A 13,897-nucleotide genomic window follows, 5' to 3' on the forward strand; every position below is an offset into this window, starting at 1 on the left:
CTGATCACCAGGAGATAAGAAGCCACAGCGAACCGCTGACGCAAAGAATAAACAGCGAGAGATCCAGCAACGTCGGATGCCAGATCTCACCGGAGTAGATCCAACCGCGCAGCAGCGGATGGAGCAGAAGCCAGATGAAGAATCCCAACATGACGGCTTTGAACAGTGGGGGGAAGTAGACCGAGGCACCAAAAACCAGGTCGGTTAGCGGGGCGGATGAAGAAAAAAGTGTGTTATCCACGGGAAAAATCCTTGTTACCGGGCTGGGCGAACAACAGGTTTCGTGACGGATGATTTGTATTTTGTCCTGTATACTCGCAGAATACCCTGGAATGAGGCATAATAGCTAGCAAGCTAATTATAAGGAGATGAAATTGGATACCCCATTAGGAACGGACCTCGCAAGATTAGTGCGGATTTGGCGCTCTTTGATTGACCAACGCCTTAAGCCGCTGGAGCTGACTCAGACTCACTGGGTCACCCTCCACAACATTCATCAGTTGCCGCCTGAACAGTCGCAGATTCAGCTGGCCAAAGCGATCGGCATTGAGCAACCTTCTCTGGTGCGAACGCTGGATCAGCTGGAAGAGAAGGGGTTAATCACCCGCACGACCTGTGCCAGCGATCGCCGTGCAAAACGGATCAAGCTTACTGAGGAAGCCGCGCCCGTGATTACCCAGGTTGAGCATGTTATCGATGCCACGCGGGATGATATCCTGTCAGGTATCTCTCAAAGTGAAATCGACAAGCTGGTGACCCTCATCGCCCGGCTGGAAAAAAATATCCTGGAACTTCAGCATCGCGACGAATAAAAAAACCGGCTTTCGCCGGTTTTTTTGCTCAGTTAACGGGGTGAAACGGTGACCTGGCTACCATTGGAGGCCATGGTCACACGCTGTCCAACCGCGTAGCGGCTGGCGGCCTGCTTCTGCACCACCATAATGGTGTTGCCGTCATCTTTACGAATCTCCAGCTCAACGCCCTGAGTTTTATTCATCGAGCCCTGAACGCCCTGACCCGCAACGCCGCCCGCTACTGCACCTGCTGCTGTTGCCAGACTGCGGCCTGTTCCTCCGCCGAGCGTATTCCCCAGGAAACCACCCAGCACCGCACCGCCAATCGCTCCGATCACATTGCTATCATCGCCGCCCTGAATCTGCACCGGACGCACTGAAACCAGCGTACCGTACGTCACGTTCTGAACCTGCTTGGCTTCAGAAGCACTGTATACGTCACCGGAAAGCGTGTCAGTGTTAGAGCATCCTGCCAAAGTCACGCCGGTCAGTGCCACGATTAATAAACGCTTTATCATCGTCAAAACTCCTTAGTTATCCAGGTGCTGCAGAACGTAGTGCAGCGATCAATAGGGTAATTATATGGCACAAGCCGTATTAATGGGGAAAAAACTGTTACCCACAGCGTAGTGCAACATAAATAAACCAGGAATCAATCAGCCGGTAAATTGAGCAAACAGACTCAGAAAACTCTGCCTGTAGCAAAATTTGAATAGTTAATCATAGAATTGATGGGGTAATTTTGCGACGCTGTAGAACGGAACTCAGGCACACCCACAGCGAAAGGCAAAACCATGAAATCAGGACGGTATATTGGCGTTATGTCCGGCACCAGCCTGGATGGTGTTGATGTGGTGCTGGCCGCGATCGATGAACATATGGTGGCCCAGCAGGCCAGCTATTGTCATCCGATGCCAGCCTCCCTGCGCCAGGCTGTGCTGAACATTTGTCAGGGGCAGTCCCTGACGCTCTCAGAACTGGGGCAGATCGACACGCAGCTTGGGCGGCTGTTTGCCGAAGCCGTGCAAACGCTGATCCAACGACAGGGACTGGAAAAAGAGGATATCACCGCCATTGGCTGCCACGGTCAGACTGTCTGGCATGAGCCTCAGGGCGATTTTCCTAACACCCTGCAGATAGGGGATAACAATCAGATTGTCGCGGCCACCGGTATTACGGTGGTTGGGGATTTTCGCCGCCGTGATATGGCGCTGGGTGGACAGGGCGCGCCTCTTGTTCCGGCATTCCACCAGGCGATACTGATGCATCCTGAAGAGCGTCGCATGGTGCTGAATATCGGCGGCATTGCCAACCTGTCACTGCTTATCCCTGGTAAGCCGGTGGGGGGTATGACACGGGTCCGGGCAATATGCTGCTGGACGCCTGGATCTGGCGGCATCAGTCTAAGGGGTATGACAAGGATGGCCAATGGGCAAGCCAGGGCAGTGTGGTTTTACCCCTGCTGCAAAAGATGCTTTCCGATCCCTGGTTCTCCCTGCCTGCACCTAAATCTACCGGTCGTGAATACTTTAATATGTCCTGGCTTGAGCAGCTGTTGTCACTTTTCCCGGGCCTGGCACCTCAGGATGTTCAGGCCACGCTGGTGGAACTCACGGCGACCACCATTGCCGAACAGGTCATGCTGAACGGCGGCTGTGAGCGGCTGTTAGCCTGCGGCGGCGGCAGCAGGAATCCGTTACTGATGGCCCGCCTGGCGGCTAAATTGCCCGGCACCGAAGTGGGCAGCACCGACGAGGCGGGGATCAGCGGCGACGACATGGAAGCGCTGGCGTTTGCCTGGCTTGCCTGGCGCACGCTCTCGGGTCAGCCAGGGAATTTGCCTTCGGTCACCGGTGCAAAAGAAGCCTCGGTGCTGGGGGCCATTTATCCCGCCAATACGCGCCATTACCGCCAGTTGTAACCACTCAGGAGAAAAAATGAATCGTCTATTTTTACTCACCACGCTGGCCCTTTTATCGGGATGCAGCTATTTCCACCCCGCGCCAGAGCAGCAGAAAATGCTGCACTACACCTGTGGAACTATGCCGTTGACGGTAAGTCTTGATAATGCCCGTCAGGAGGTTAACCTTATTCTGGATGGTAACCCGCTGACGTTGAAACAGCAGGAAGCCGCTTCCGGAACGCGCTACAGCGACGGGAATTATGTTTTCTGGTCAAAAGGTGACGGGGCATTTATCGAGCGTAACGATAAAATTATTATCAATGACTGCCTGTTGGATCGCAGTTAACCCGTTGAAACTCATCGGGGTGAGGCGCACAATGCCGCATCCCATTTCTGCAGAAACCTGAAAATGAACGAGAACGATACCCTGCAGCACATTGCCCATCTGCGCCGTGAATATACTCGTGGCGGCCTGCGTCGTAACGATCTTCCTGAAGATCCTCTGTCGTTATTTGAACACTGGCTGGGTCAGGCAGTGGAGGCTCAGCTGCCCGATCCCACCGCAATGAGCGTAGCCACGGTGGATGAAAAGGGTCAGCCTTATCAGCGCATCGTACTGTTGAAGCATTTTGATCAGCGCGGCATGGTGTTTTACACCAACCTTGGCAGCCGCAAGGCCCATCATCTGGAGAACAATCCGCGTATCAGCCTGCTGTTCCCCTGGCATATGCTGGAGCGCCAGGTCATGGTGCTGGGCACGGTTGAAAAGCTGTCGGTAATTGAGGTGATGAAGTATTTCCACAGCCGCCCGCGTGAAAGTCAGATTGGTGCCTGGGTCTCAAAACAGTCCAGCCGTATCTCTGCCCGTGGCGTGCTGGAAGGCAAATTCCTTGAGCTGAAGCAGAAGTTTCTGCAGGGTGAAGTGCCCCTCCCCAGTTTCTGGGGCGGTTTCCGCATCAAAATCGACTCAATGGAGTTCTGGCAGGGCGGTGAACACCGTCTTCATGACCGTTTTTTCTACCAGCGTGAAGAGTCTGGCTGGAAAATCGACCGTCTCGCCCCGTAATCCACGAAATAATCCCGTTAAGCGCTGGCACAGAGTGCGCCAGCGCTTTATTCTATATGCCTTATTTTTTTCTTCCGCAAGTAGCGGAAAGCTGTGTACCAGCCAAGGTGCAGACTTTTTTACATGGAGTCACAGATGGCCAGCAGTAACCTGATCACACAATTGCAAGAGCGGGGCTTGATTGCCCAGGTAACGGATCAAGAGGCGTTAGCAGAACGACTGGCGCAGGGGCCAATCGCACTCTATTGCGGCTTCGATCCAACTGCCGACAGCCTGCATTTGGGCCATCTGGTGCCGTTGCTCTGCCTGAAACGCTTCCAGGATGCGGGTCACCGCCCGGTCGCGCTGGTAGGAGGAGCAACGGGTCTGATTGGTGATCCAAGCTTTAAAGCGGACGAGCGCAAGCTCAATACCAGCGAAACGGTAGGCGAATGGGTGGAAAAAATCCGCCATCAGGTCGCGCCGTTCCTGGATTTCGACTGTGGCGACAACAGCGCCATCGCCGCAAACAACTATGACTGGTTTGGCAACATGAACGTGCTGACCTTCCTGCGTGACATCGGTAAGCACTTTTCTGTAAACCAGATGATCAACAAAGAAGCGGTCAAACAGCGCCTGAACCGTGACGACCAGGGGATCTCCTTTACCGAGTTCTCCTACAACCTGCTGCAGGGATATGACTTTGCCTGCCTCAATGAACGTCACGGCGTGGCGTTGCAGATTGGTGGTTCCGATCAGTGGGGTAACATCACTTCCGGCATCGATCTGACCCGCCGCCTGCACCAGAATCAGGTCTTTGGTCTGACTGTGCCGCTGATCACCAAATCAGACGGCACCAAGTTTGGTAAAACCGAAGGCGGCGCGGTCTGGCTGGATGCCAGCAAAACCAGTCCGTACAAGTTCTACCAGTTCTGGATCAACACCGCTGATGCTGACGTTTACCGCTTCCTGAAGTTCTTCACCTTTATGAGTCTTGAAGAGATCAACGCGCTGGAAGAAGAAGACAAAAACAGCGGCAAAGCGCCTCGTGCTCAGTACGTCCTGGCTGAAGTGGTGACTAAACTGGTTCACGGTGAAGAAGGACTGGCCGCGGCAGAACGTATTACCAAAAGCCTGTTCTCAGGCGCGCTGAACGACATGACCGAAGCGGACTTCCGCCAGCTGGCTCAGGACGGAATGCCGTTTGTAGAGCTGGAAGCCGGACAGGATCTCCAGCAGGCGATGGTGGATGGCGATCTGGCTCCTTCAAGAGGGCAGGCACGCAAACTAATTGATTCAAAAGCCGTGAGCATTAATGGTGAACAGCAGCTGGACACAGAGTATACCTTTGCGGATGCCGATCGCCTGTTTGGCCGCTTCACGCTGCTGCGCCGCGGCAAGAAAAACTACTGTCTGATCGTCTGGAAATAAACACATTCATTACTGAAGGCCGGTCTTGCCGGCCTTTCTTTTTGGCAGGTCCAGGGTCTTGTTATGAAAAACATCCTCTCTATACAGTCGCATACCGTCTACGGCCATGCAGGGAACAGTGCTTCCGAATTTCCTATGCGCCGCATGGGCGCAAACGTTTGGCCGCTGAATACCGTCCAGTTTTCCAACCATACCCAGTACGGACACTGGGCCGGTGTGGTAATGCCCGCCACGCATCTCACTGAGATCGTCAAAGGTATTGCTGAAATTGACCGCCTGAAAACCTGTGATGCGGTGCTGAGTGGTTATCTGGGCTCGGCGGAACAGGGCGAGCAGATCCTTGAGATCGTGCGTCAGGTAAAAGCCGCCAACCCGGACGCCTGGTATTTTTGCGATCCGGTAATGGGGCACCCTGAAAAAGGCTGTATTGTGGCGCCAGGCGTGGCAGAGTTTCACACCAACGCGGCACTGCCAGCCAGCGACATCATTGCGCCTAATCTGCTGGAGCTGGAAATACTCAGCGGCCACGCGGTCAGTGATGTGGATCAGGCCGTGGCAACTGCCCGTGAACTGATTGCCAGAGGGCCGAAAGTGGTGCTGGTTAAGCATCTGGCGCGGGCAGGTCTGCGCAGCGATCGCTTTGAAATGCTGCTGGTCACGGCGGATGAAGCCTGGCATATCAGCCGTCCGCTGGTCGATTTTGGCGTACGCCAGCCTGTGGGCGTGGGCGATCTGACCAGTGGTCTGCTGCTGGTGGATCTGCTGCAGGGTAAAGCTTTGCAGGCCGCGCTGGAACACGTGACCGCCGCAGTGTATGAAGTGATGCTCAAAACGCATGAAATGGGCGAGTATGAACTGCAACTGGTTGCGGCTCAGGAGGGCATTGCTAACCCTCAACAGCATTTTGCCGCGGTAAAACTGTAAGCGGAAGGCTTCTTCCCATTCAGCCTGGCTGAGGGAAACCTGGCGGATACCAAAAAAGCATCGGACCCACTGAATGCCGGTTGCCTGAAAGCAGCGGGCCCACTGAATGCCGGTTGCCTTAAAGCATCAGACCCACTGAATGCCTGATGCCTGAAAGCATTCAGAGGGTTTCATTGAAAAATGCCTTTAACCGTCATCGGGACATTCAGCCGTGCAGGTATTTAAGCATTCTGGTGTTCAGTCTTGAGCCCTTCAGCTTCTAAAGCCGCGATGACCGCAGGGCGTTCTTCCACCTGCTGATACCAGTTTTCCAGCCCGGCCATGCCTGAAAAATCCAGCCCGGTCTCTTTTGCCCAGCGCATGATGGTATAGAGATAGGCATCTGCCACGCTGAATCTCAGCCCCATCAGCCAGTGTTTTCCTTTCAGTTCTCCATTTACCCAGTTCAGCTTCTGTTGTAGCTGCTCACGTACCATCAACCGGTACTCCTCCGGCACGCCAGAGTGATACAGCGGTTCAAAGCGTTTATGCAATTCAGCGGCAATAAAGTTAAGCCAGGCCAGCGTCTGATAACGGGTCAGGCTGCCCGCGGGTGCCAGTAGCTGCCGGTCCGGTTTCAGGTCAGCCAGATACTGGACAATAGCCACTGCCTCGGTCAGTACCGTGCCATCATCCAGTTGCAGGGCGGGAACCTGCCCTTTGGAATTGATCCTCAGATAGTCTTCATGCTGCTCAGTCTGTTGGGTCTGCAGATCAACCGATATCAAAGTAAAATCCAGCCCGGATTCGCGCAGGACAATATGAGGCGCGAGCGAGCACATCCCTGAGTGGCAGTAGAGTTTCATGGGTGCTCCTTAGCGGATTGGCAAAACCTTCTATCAGCTTAATGCTCACTGGCTAAAAAGTCAGCGTTTCAGGCGGGCCCGCCTGTTAAAATAGAGTATTTTTTAATCATCATTCTCTTTTCAGGGGCTGAAAACAATCGAGGCCCGGCAAAGTCTGGCGTGCCATATCCCAGAAGGCCCGTACCCTGGCTGGCATATACTGCACGTTTTGCGTCACCAGCTGGACAGGCTGAGCCGGCGGCCGCTGCTCTGACAGCACTTCACAAAGGCGCCCTGATTTAAGATCGTCAAAGGCCTGATAAGAGAGCAGGCGGGTGATGCCTTTGCCTGCCCTGGCCGCAATCAGCTGGGATTCCACTTCATTAACCATAATACCGGGCTGGATCCTCACCCGATCCTGATTCTCGGCCGGGCCAAAGCGCCACTCCCGAGCGGAACTGATCGAAGATCCCGCAATAAGCTTATGGCTGGTTAAGGCTGAGGGCGAAGCTGGAGAGCCTGCACTGGCGAGATAATCAGGGCTGGCAACCAGAATACGCTGCACGCTGCCCAGCTCATAAGCTACCAGCGATGAATCCCGTAACTGACCTATGCGGATCGCCATATCCAGCCCCTGTTCAATTAAATCCTGATAACTGTCATTCAGCAGCAGCTCAATCTGAATATCCGGGTAGCTGTCCATAAACTGCATCATCAGCGGCACAATATGCTTGCGGCCAAACTGAACCGGCGCGGTCAGCCTCAACAGCCCGTTAAGCTGCGTTCTGGTGGCGTCCTGAAGCGTCAGCTGATAGTCATTCAGCAGCGCCTTTGCCCGCTCGAAAAGCTGCATACCAGCAGGCGTAGGCGCCAGACTGCGGGTGGTTCTTTCTATCAGGCTGGTGGCGAAGCGGGTTTCGAGGGAAGCCAGCGTCCGGGTAATCGTCGGTGGCGAACGGCGTAATTTCCGTGCGGCAGCGGAGAGGCTGCCCAGCTGAACCACGGTGACAAACACCTCAAGTTCATCCAGTTTGTCCATGATTGTTCCGGTTAATGAAATTATGAATTGCTATTTTCCAGGATTTACACCGTTTTGTGCAAGAGTATGCTGGAGTTCTTACACAGGAGACCCGCTATGACTTCACTGACGCTCTATACCACGCCCCTTTCCGGCCACGCTCACCGTGTCACGCTGTTGCTGAACATGCTCTATCTGCCCTGCGAAAAAATTGAAGCAGGTGCGGAGGTGCGTAAAAGCCCACAGTTCCTCGCACTCAATCCCTTTGCCCAGATCCCGGTATTAAAAGACGGGGACAAGGTGATTGCCGACAGCAATGCGATCCTGATCTGGCTGGTAAAGCGCTATGCGCCGGACAGTCAGTGGCTGCCAGCAGATTTGCAGCAGGAAGTGGAGGTTCATCAGTGGCTGGCGAAAGCGGCCGGTGAGATCCGTTATGGGGTTGCATCAGCAAGGCTTATTAAACAGTTTTCCACCCCTGAAAATTATGACTCGGCTAAAGCCGTGGCGGCGAAATTCCTGCCGCAGATGGAGCAGCATCTTTCCGGCAAACGCTGGCTGGTTGGGGAGCAGGCAACCTTAGCCGATCTGGCCTGTTACGGTTACGTCGCCTGCGCGCCTGAAGGCGGCATAGCCTTAACTCCTTATCCCGCGATTCAGCAGTGGCTGAAAAATGTTGAGGCGCTGCCGGGCTTCGTTGCTATACCGCCATTGCCTTTGCCAGCGGGAGAGTAATCATGTTCCATCCGGGGGAGTTACTGGCGCAGGAAAAAGCGGGATATGGCCGGGTAAGAGCGGCTGTCTGGCCAGCCATGCCGGAACAACACCGGCTGTTTTATCAGGGCCTGCGGTACTTTTTCCTTGCAGCGTTGGATGAGAAAGGCTTTCCTGTGGCGACGGTCATTCAGGGCGAGCCGGGGTTTCTCCTGGCCAGAGAGGAAAAGCTGCTGGAAGTTGACCTCGCTGCGATCAAGGGCGCGCCACTGTTGCCTCCGCTTATCCCCGGAAGCCCGGTTGGCGGGTTGGGTATCGACTTTGCTAACAGAAGACGAAACCGGGTCAATGGCAAAGTAGCTGGTACGGCGGGTGGCAGGTTGGGTATCCACGTAGAAGAGAGCTATGGCAACTGTCCGCAATATATTCAACGACGCGATTTGCCGCAGGTGGTCTCAAGCTGTCCGGCTGAAACAGAACTACTGGAATCGCTGGATGCAGATGCCCGTTACCTGATCGCGGCAACGGATACCCTGATGGTTGCCAGTGCGGCACAGGGCCATGAGGGCCGGGATGGGGTGGATATCTCACATCGCGGGGGATTACCGGGTTTTATCACTCTGGAACAGGGTAAATTACGCATCCCGGATTATTCAGGCAACCGCTATATGAACACCCTGGGTAATCTGCTGACTGACCCGCGCTGTGCGCTGCTGTTGCTGGATTTCTCTCAGGGAGCGGCGCTGCATATTCAGGGACGTGCAGCGATCGACTGGGATACGACAGCCGCTGGGCTGACAGAGCGTTACTGGACGGTAGAAATAGATAAGGTCTGGCGTATCAGGCAACTCTTACCGGCAGCAGGACTGCAGGTAGAGTACGCTAACTCCACAATCGCTGCCGGATAGCAGGCAACAAAAAGGGCGACATTGCTGTCGCCCTTTCTTTATGTCAGCTCTTTCAGGCTTTAACTTCTTTCAGCACTGACTCATCACTCTGCGTCATGCGGTTAAGCTTAGGCGCCGTCAGCATCATCAGAATAGCGATCACGCCGGTGGCCATGCCAATCTGCATAAACACATCGCTATAGACGTGCAGCGACTGCAGCGGGTCGGTGACATTTTCCGGCACCGCCATCAGGTTTGCCACTTTACCGGCAATCATCGCCGCACCTGCGGTGGTCAGGAACCATGAACCCATGATAAAGCCCATCAGGCGCTGTGGTACCAGTTGTGCCACCATCGCCAGACCCAGCCCGGAGATCATCAGTTCGCCAATACACTGCAGTGCATAGCTGAAGATCAGCCAGTTAACCGAGACGATGCCTGCATCACTGGCGAATTTCGCCCCCAGCGGCAGCACGAGAAATGCCGCAGAGCATAACAACATGCCCAGCGCAAACTTATGCGGCATCGGCAGACGGTCACCCATCTTGTTGTAAATAGCGGCCAGAATCGGGCTGAAAATCATAATCCAGAACGGGTTCAGGGCCTGATACTGCTCTGGTTCGAAGGCGATACCCAGAATGCTGTGCTCAACGTTGCGGATGGCAAAGAAATTCAGGGAAGTCGGCATCTGCATATACAGCACAAAGAACACCACGGCTTCAAGCATCAGCAGGAAGGCGACAATCATTTTGCGTCGGGCGGCACCCTTCAGAGCGTACGCTTCTTTAGCAAAAATCAGCACGATACCCGCAGCAATGACGGCCAGTACCAGGCGGGCAATACCCTGATTATGCAGCAGCCAGGTAGCCAGCACGATCAGCGCCACAACCCCAACCAGCGTAGCCAGCAGTTTACCGACATGCAGAGGCTGGAAATCGGGTTTCGAGCCGTACTGCTTCACCCATTTGCGGAACAACATAAAGTTTACAAGGGTCAGCAGCATGCCGATAAACGACAGCGAGAACGCCACGCTCCAGCCAAATTTCGCCGCCAGCCAGGGAGTGGCCAGCATGGAGAAGAAGGAACCGATATTGATCGCCATGTAATACATGGTGAAAGCGCCATCAAGGCGGGGATCGTCTTTCTCATAGCAGGTTGAGAGCAGGGAGGAGGGGTTAGCTTTAAACAGCCCGTTACCCACAGCAATCGTCGCCATCCCTAAATAGACCATCTCCACATCGTGACCAGACCAGGCGACCAGCGCGTAGCCCAGGGCCAGCACCAGCGTTCCTAACACAATGACGCGTTTGGTGCCCAGCACTTTGTCACCCAGCCAGCCGCCCACGGCAACCAGGCCATAGACCAGCGCGCTGAAGGAGGTGAAAAGCGTAATGGACTGGGCCTCAGTCATTCCCAGCATTTTCACCAGGTAGACCGCCATGATGCCTTGCAGGCCGTAATAACCGAAACGTTCCCAGAGTTCGATTGAGAAAATCAGATAGAACGATTTGGGTTGCTTAAACGCGTTGAGGCTACTCGCCTCGGGTTGTTTGTTTGCAGTTGACACTGGTACCTCTGAAGTTCGTATCCTGATTCGACCCAAAAATTAAGTCGTCGTTATACTTGGGTGGGCATTCGCCGCATGGTTATAAGAAAGGAAAATCGGCGATTAATTTCGCCGATCGAGCCCCGTCAGGCAAGTGTTTTTTCAAATACTGTCAGAAAGCACTGAATCGGTGTTAACTGAGGGTTAAATTGGATTAAATGGATGAATGTTCTGTTAAAAAAATCTCTTTAAGCGTAACTCACTGCGGGTGGCGGATGATTTAATCATCCAGAAGCATAACCCACTCTGGGTGGTTTTTCAGGTCAATATATCGCCTGATAGCTTTTGTGCAAAATGATTCACTATCAGATTCTTTATTGACCGCTTTTGACGCCAGGTAATGCGGTATTTTTGCCCTCTGCTCACCGCGGAAGGTATATATGTGACAAAGCTCACATCAAAAAGAGATATTAATCATTGAAAAATAACCACTAAGCAATTTGTGCCCCGCCAGGCCTGACGGGAAATTTTTTTTCAATTACCACGGCCAATTTTCCCCAAATGTCACTTTTTTCACACCGGGAGAGGACCAGAAAAAGAAGCTTCTCTTATTATTGATTGAACGTTCAATATAAAAACGCTATCATTACCCTCATTCAATAGCTAAAACCGATGAAACGATGCCAAAAGTAGGAATGAAAGCCATCCGTCAGGCGCAGCTGATCCAGGCCACTCTGACGGTGATAGACAGAGTAGGACTGGCCGATGCCAGCCTCGCGTTGATTGCCAAAGAGGCCGGGGTCTCCACAGGGATTGTCAGCCACTATTTTGGTGACAAGAATGGCCTGCTGGATGCCTGTATGCGGCAAATCCTTTCCGACTTATATCTGGCCGTCGATCATCACCGTAAGCAGGCAGATGCCGAACCGGCGTCGCAGATACGCGCCATTATTGATGGCAACTTCGATGTGACCCAGATGGCCGGGCCGGTATTGAAAACCTGGCTGGCCTTCTGGACTAACAGTCTGCATCAGCCCAATTTACACCGGCTGCAGCGGATAAATGACCGCCGACTCTTTTCCAACCTTTCGGCGCAATTTTCGAGGGTATTGCCTGAAGAGCAGGCCCGTGCCGCCGGTGCAAGCCTTGCTGCATTAATTGATGGCTTGTGGCTGCGTATGACCTTAGCGCCACAACCCATGGAGCAGGGGCTGGAGAGTGCCCGTGAACTCTGCTACCAAAATCTCGCGCTGTGGCTTTCAGGCCCGGCACACTAACCCCCAAAGGAGGAGGCATGGCAGATATGCAACGCCGTGGACTTTATATCAATGGCCGTGAAGAGCACGGTCATGGCGAAACATTCACCACCATCAATCCCGCCAATGGCGAAGTGCTGGCGGAAATTACCTCTGCCAGCCAGCAGGATATCGATCGTGCTGTGGCATCCGCAGAAGCGGGCCAGCGCATCTGGCGTGGATACACGCCGGTTGAGCGCAGCCGCGTATTACTGAAGGCTGTTGCTCTGCTGCGTGAGCGTAATCAGCAACTGGCCGAGCTGGAAACAGCGGACACCGGTAAACCCATCAGTGAAACCTCCGCTGTCGATATCGTGACCGGTGCCGATGTGCTGGAGTATTACGCTGGTCTGGCTGTAGCCGTAGAGGGTGAATCTATCCCCCTGCGTGACAGCGCGCTGGTCTATACCCGTCGCGAGCCGCTGGGTGTTTGTGCCGGAATCGGTGCCTGGAACTACCCGATTCAGATTGCCATGTGGAAGAGCGCTCCTGCGCTGGCTACCGGCAACGCCATGATTTTCAAGCCAAGCGAAGTGACGCCGCTGAGCGTGCTGGAACTGGCGAAGATCTTCACCGAAGCTGGCCTGCCAGACGGTGTCTTCAATGTGGTACAGGGTGCTGCGGCCGTAGGCCAGGGCCTGAGCCAGCATCCAAAAATCGCCAAAGTCTCCTTTACTGGTGAAATCAACACCGGTAAACGCGTGATGGCGGATGCCGCGCTGGCCAACCTGAAGTCAGTAACTATGGAACTGGGCGGCAAATCTCCGCTGATCGTCTTTGAAGATGCAGAGCTGGAGCGTGCGGTAGATGGCGCAATGATGGCTAACTTCTACAGCAGCGGTCAGGTTTGCACCAACGGCACCCGTGTATTTGTCCACCGTTCACTGCTGCCCGCGTTTGAAAAACGTCTGCAGGAGAAAATGGCCGGTATCAAATGTGGCGACCCGCGGGATCCTGAAGTGAACTTCGGTCCACTGGTCAGCGAAGAACACTGCCAGAAAGTGGTCTCTTACCTGAATATTGGTAAAGAAGAGGGCGCTCGTGTGCTGGCAGGTGGTTCCCGTCTGACGCAAGGGGCTTTCGCTAAAGGCTGCTACGTTGAGCCGACCGTGTTCACGGATTGCCATGACGACATGCGCATCGTGCAGGAAGAGATTTTTGGCCCGGTCATGAGCGTGCTGGTATTCGATGAAGAGCAGGAAGTGATCGACCGCGCTAACGATACCCAGTACGGCCTCGCAGCGGGGGTATTCACTGCTTCCCTGAACCGTGCTCACCGGGTGATCCACCAGCTGGAAGCGGGTATCTGCTGGGTGAACAGCTGGGGTGAATCACCGGCTCCAATGCCTGTCGGCGGCTACAAGCAGTCTGGCGTGGGCCGTGAGAACGGGCTTGAAACCCTGCATCACTACACCCGCACCAAATCAATCCTGATCGAGATGGGCGACTATCCATCCGCATTCTGATTTGCCGGAATTAATGTCTTACTGATTATTTGCCGCGGTCAACGCCGCGG

General features: G+C 54.2%; 14 protein-coding genes and 1 pseudogene. 10 read left to right on the plus strand and 5 right to left on the minus strand.

Translation table 11 applies throughout. The features are described from left to right. Window positions 1-4: 4 nt before the first annotated feature. On the minus strand, window positions 5-241 hold the full coding sequence (locus VRC33_RS09950) for a DUF1656 domain-containing protein (RefSeq protein WP_338563337.1): 237 nt from the start codon (window positions 239-241) through the stop codon (window positions 5-7). A gap of 127 nt (window positions 242-368) precedes the next feature. On the opposite strand from VRC33_RS09950, the gene slyA reads away from it, so the two are divergent. Then, a complete protein-coding gene (gene slyA / locus VRC33_RS09955; RefSeq protein ID WP_338563340.1) occupies window positions 369-812 on the plus strand; it encodes a transcriptional regulator SlyA in 444 nt (147 codons plus the stop codon). A 32-nt stretch (window positions 813-844) separates the two neighbouring features. On the opposite strand, the gene slyB is transcribed toward slyA, so the two are convergent. Beyond that, a complete protein-coding gene (gene slyB, locus VRC33_RS09960; RefSeq protein ID WP_338563343.1) occupies window positions 845-1,312 on the minus strand; it encodes an outer membrane lipoprotein SlyB in 468 nt (155 codons plus the stop codon). A gap of 336 nt (window positions 1,313-1,648) precedes the next feature. Between slyB and anmK the strand changes: the two are divergent. The 5 genes and pseudogenes from anmK to pdxY all read left to right on the plus strand — a co-directional run bounded on the left by anmK (window position 1,649) and on the right by pdxY (window position 6,097). After that, a pseudogene (gene anmK / locus VRC33_RS09965) lies at window positions 1,649-2,715 on the plus strand (anhydro-N-acetylmuramic acid kinase). 16 nt (window positions 2,716-2,731) lie between these two features. Continuing rightward, window positions 2,732-3,043: an MliC family protein gene (locus VRC33_RS09970; protein ID WP_338563348.1), complete on the plus strand. Its 312-nt coding sequence runs from the start codon at window positions 2,732-2,734 to the stop codon at window positions 3,041-3,043. Window positions 3,044-3,106: 63 nt separating this feature from the next. Further along, window positions 3,107-3,763 carry a pyridoxamine 5'-phosphate oxidase gene (gene pdxH / locus VRC33_RS09975; RefSeq protein WP_338563351.1) on the plus strand — a complete coding sequence of 219 codons (657 nt, stop codon included), beginning with the start codon at window positions 3,107-3,109 and terminating at the stop codon, window positions 3,761-3,763. Window positions 3,764-3,898: 135 nt separating this feature from the next. Further along, entirely contained in the window at window positions 3,899-5,173 is a 1,275-nt protein-coding gene (tyrS, locus tag VRC33_RS09980; protein ID WP_338563354.1) for a tyrosine--tRNA ligase, read from the plus strand. Window positions 5,174-5,236: 63 nt separating this feature from the next. Then, window positions 5,237-6,097 carry a pyridoxal kinase PdxY gene (gene pdxY, locus VRC33_RS09985; protein ID WP_338563356.1) on the plus strand — a complete coding sequence of 287 codons (861 nt, stop codon included), beginning with the start codon at window positions 5,237-5,239 and terminating at the stop codon, window positions 6,095-6,097. Window positions 6,098-6,318: 221 nt separating this feature from the next. Here the strand turns inward: pdxY and gstA are convergent, their stop codons facing one another. Continuing rightward, entirely contained in the window at window positions 6,319-6,942 is a 624-nt protein-coding gene (gene gstA / locus VRC33_RS09990; protein ID WP_338563358.1) for a glutathione transferase GstA, read from the minus strand. 109 nt (window positions 6,943-7,051) lie between these two features. Next, a complete protein-coding gene (locus VRC33_RS09995; protein WP_338563361.1) occupies window positions 7,052-7,960 on the minus strand; it encodes a LysR family transcriptional regulator in 909 nt (302 codons plus the stop codon). 96 nt (window positions 7,961-8,056) lie between these two features. Between VRC33_RS09995 and VRC33_RS10000 the strand changes: the two genes are divergently transcribed. Both VRC33_RS10000 and VRC33_RS10005 read left to right on the plus strand, forming a co-directional pair. Then, the gene (locus tag VRC33_RS10000) at window positions 8,057-8,674 is read left to right on the plus strand and encodes a glutathione S-transferase (RefSeq protein ID WP_338563364.1); all 618 of its coding nucleotides are present in this window, start codon (window positions 8,057-8,059) and stop codon (window positions 8,672-8,674) included. A 2-nt stretch (window positions 8,675-8,676) separates the two neighbouring features. Beyond that, window positions 8,677-9,561 carry a pyridoxamine 5'-phosphate oxidase family protein gene (locus VRC33_RS10005; protein WP_338563367.1) on the plus strand — a complete coding sequence of 295 codons (885 nt, stop codon included), beginning with the start codon at window positions 8,677-8,679 and terminating at the stop codon, window positions 9,559-9,561. 52 nt (window positions 9,562-9,613) lie between these two features. Here VRC33_RS10005 and dtpA read toward each other — a convergent pair whose 3' ends face one another. Then, window positions 9,614-11,107, minus strand: a complete 1,494-nt coding sequence (dtpA, locus tag VRC33_RS10010) for a dipeptide/tripeptide permease DtpA (protein ID WP_338563369.1) — start codon at window positions 11,105-11,107, stop codon at window positions 9,614-9,616. Between the two features lie 659 nt (window positions 11,108-11,766). On the opposite strand from dtpA, the gene betI reads away from it, so the two are divergent. Both betI and betB read left to right on the plus strand, forming a co-directional pair. Next, window positions 11,767-12,363, plus strand: coding sequence for a transcriptional regulator BetI (gene betI / locus VRC33_RS10015; protein ID WP_338563371.1), 597 nt, complete (start codon window positions 11,767-11,769; stop codon window positions 12,361-12,363). A gap of 26 nt (window positions 12,364-12,389) precedes the next feature. Further along, entirely contained in the window at window positions 12,390-13,847 is a 1,458-nt protein-coding gene (betB, locus tag VRC33_RS10020) for a betaine-aldehyde dehydrogenase (RefSeq protein ID WP_338564228.1), read from the plus strand. Window positions 13,848-13,897 lie beyond the last annotated feature (50 nt).

It is taken from the genome of Erwinia sp. E_sp_B01_1, assembly GCF_036865545.1.
GTDB lineage: Bacteria > Pseudomonadota > Gammaproteobacteria > Enterobacterales > Enterobacteriaceae > Erwinia.

What these genes read in the sequence shown, in the direction of transcription:
- gstA (WP_338563358.1), bottom strand. Translation starts at nt 6,942, where the DNA reads ATGAAACTCTACTGCCACTCAGGGATGTGCTCGCTCGCGCCTCATATT.
- pdxH (WP_338563351.1), top strand. Translation starts at nt 3,107, where the DNA reads ATGAACGAGAACGATACCCTGCAGCACATTGCCCATCTGCGCCGTGAA.
- VRC33_RS10005 (WP_338563367.1), top strand. Translation starts at nt 8,677, where the DNA reads ATGTTCCATCCGGGGGAGTTACTGGCGCAGGAAAAAGCGGGATATGGC.
- VRC33_RS09970 (WP_338563348.1), top strand. Translation starts at nt 2,732, where the DNA reads ATGAATCGTCTATTTTTACTCACCACGCTGGCCCTTTTATCGGGATGC.
- tyrS (WP_338563354.1), top strand. Translation starts at nt 3,899, where the DNA reads ATGGCCAGCAGTAACCTGATCACACAATTGCAAGAGCGGGGCTTGATT.
- betB (WP_338564228.1), top strand. Translation starts at nt 12,390, where the DNA reads ATGCAACGCCGTGGACTTTATATCAATGGCCGTGAAGAGCACGGTCAT.
- slyB (WP_338563343.1), bottom strand. Translation starts at nt 1,312, where the DNA reads ATGATAAAGCGTTTATTAATCGTGGCACTGACCGGCGTGACTTTGGCA.
- pdxY (WP_338563356.1), top strand. Translation starts at nt 5,237, where the DNA reads ATGAAAAACATCCTCTCTATACAGTCGCATACCGTCTACGGCCATGCA.
- betI (WP_338563371.1), top strand. Translation starts at nt 11,767, where the DNA reads ATGCCAAAAGTAGGAATGAAAGCCATCCGTCAGGCGCAGCTGATCCAG.
- VRC33_RS10000 (WP_338563364.1), top strand. Translation starts at nt 8,057, where the DNA reads ATGACTTCACTGACGCTCTATACCACGCCCCTTTCCGGCCACGCTCAC.
- VRC33_RS09995 (WP_338563361.1), bottom strand. Translation starts at nt 7,960, where the DNA reads ATGGACAAACTGGATGAACTTGAGGTGTTTGTCACCGTGGTTCAGCTG.
- slyA (WP_338563340.1), top strand. Translation starts at nt 369, where the DNA reads ATGAAATTGGATACCCCATTAGGAACGGACCTCGCAAGATTAGTGCGG.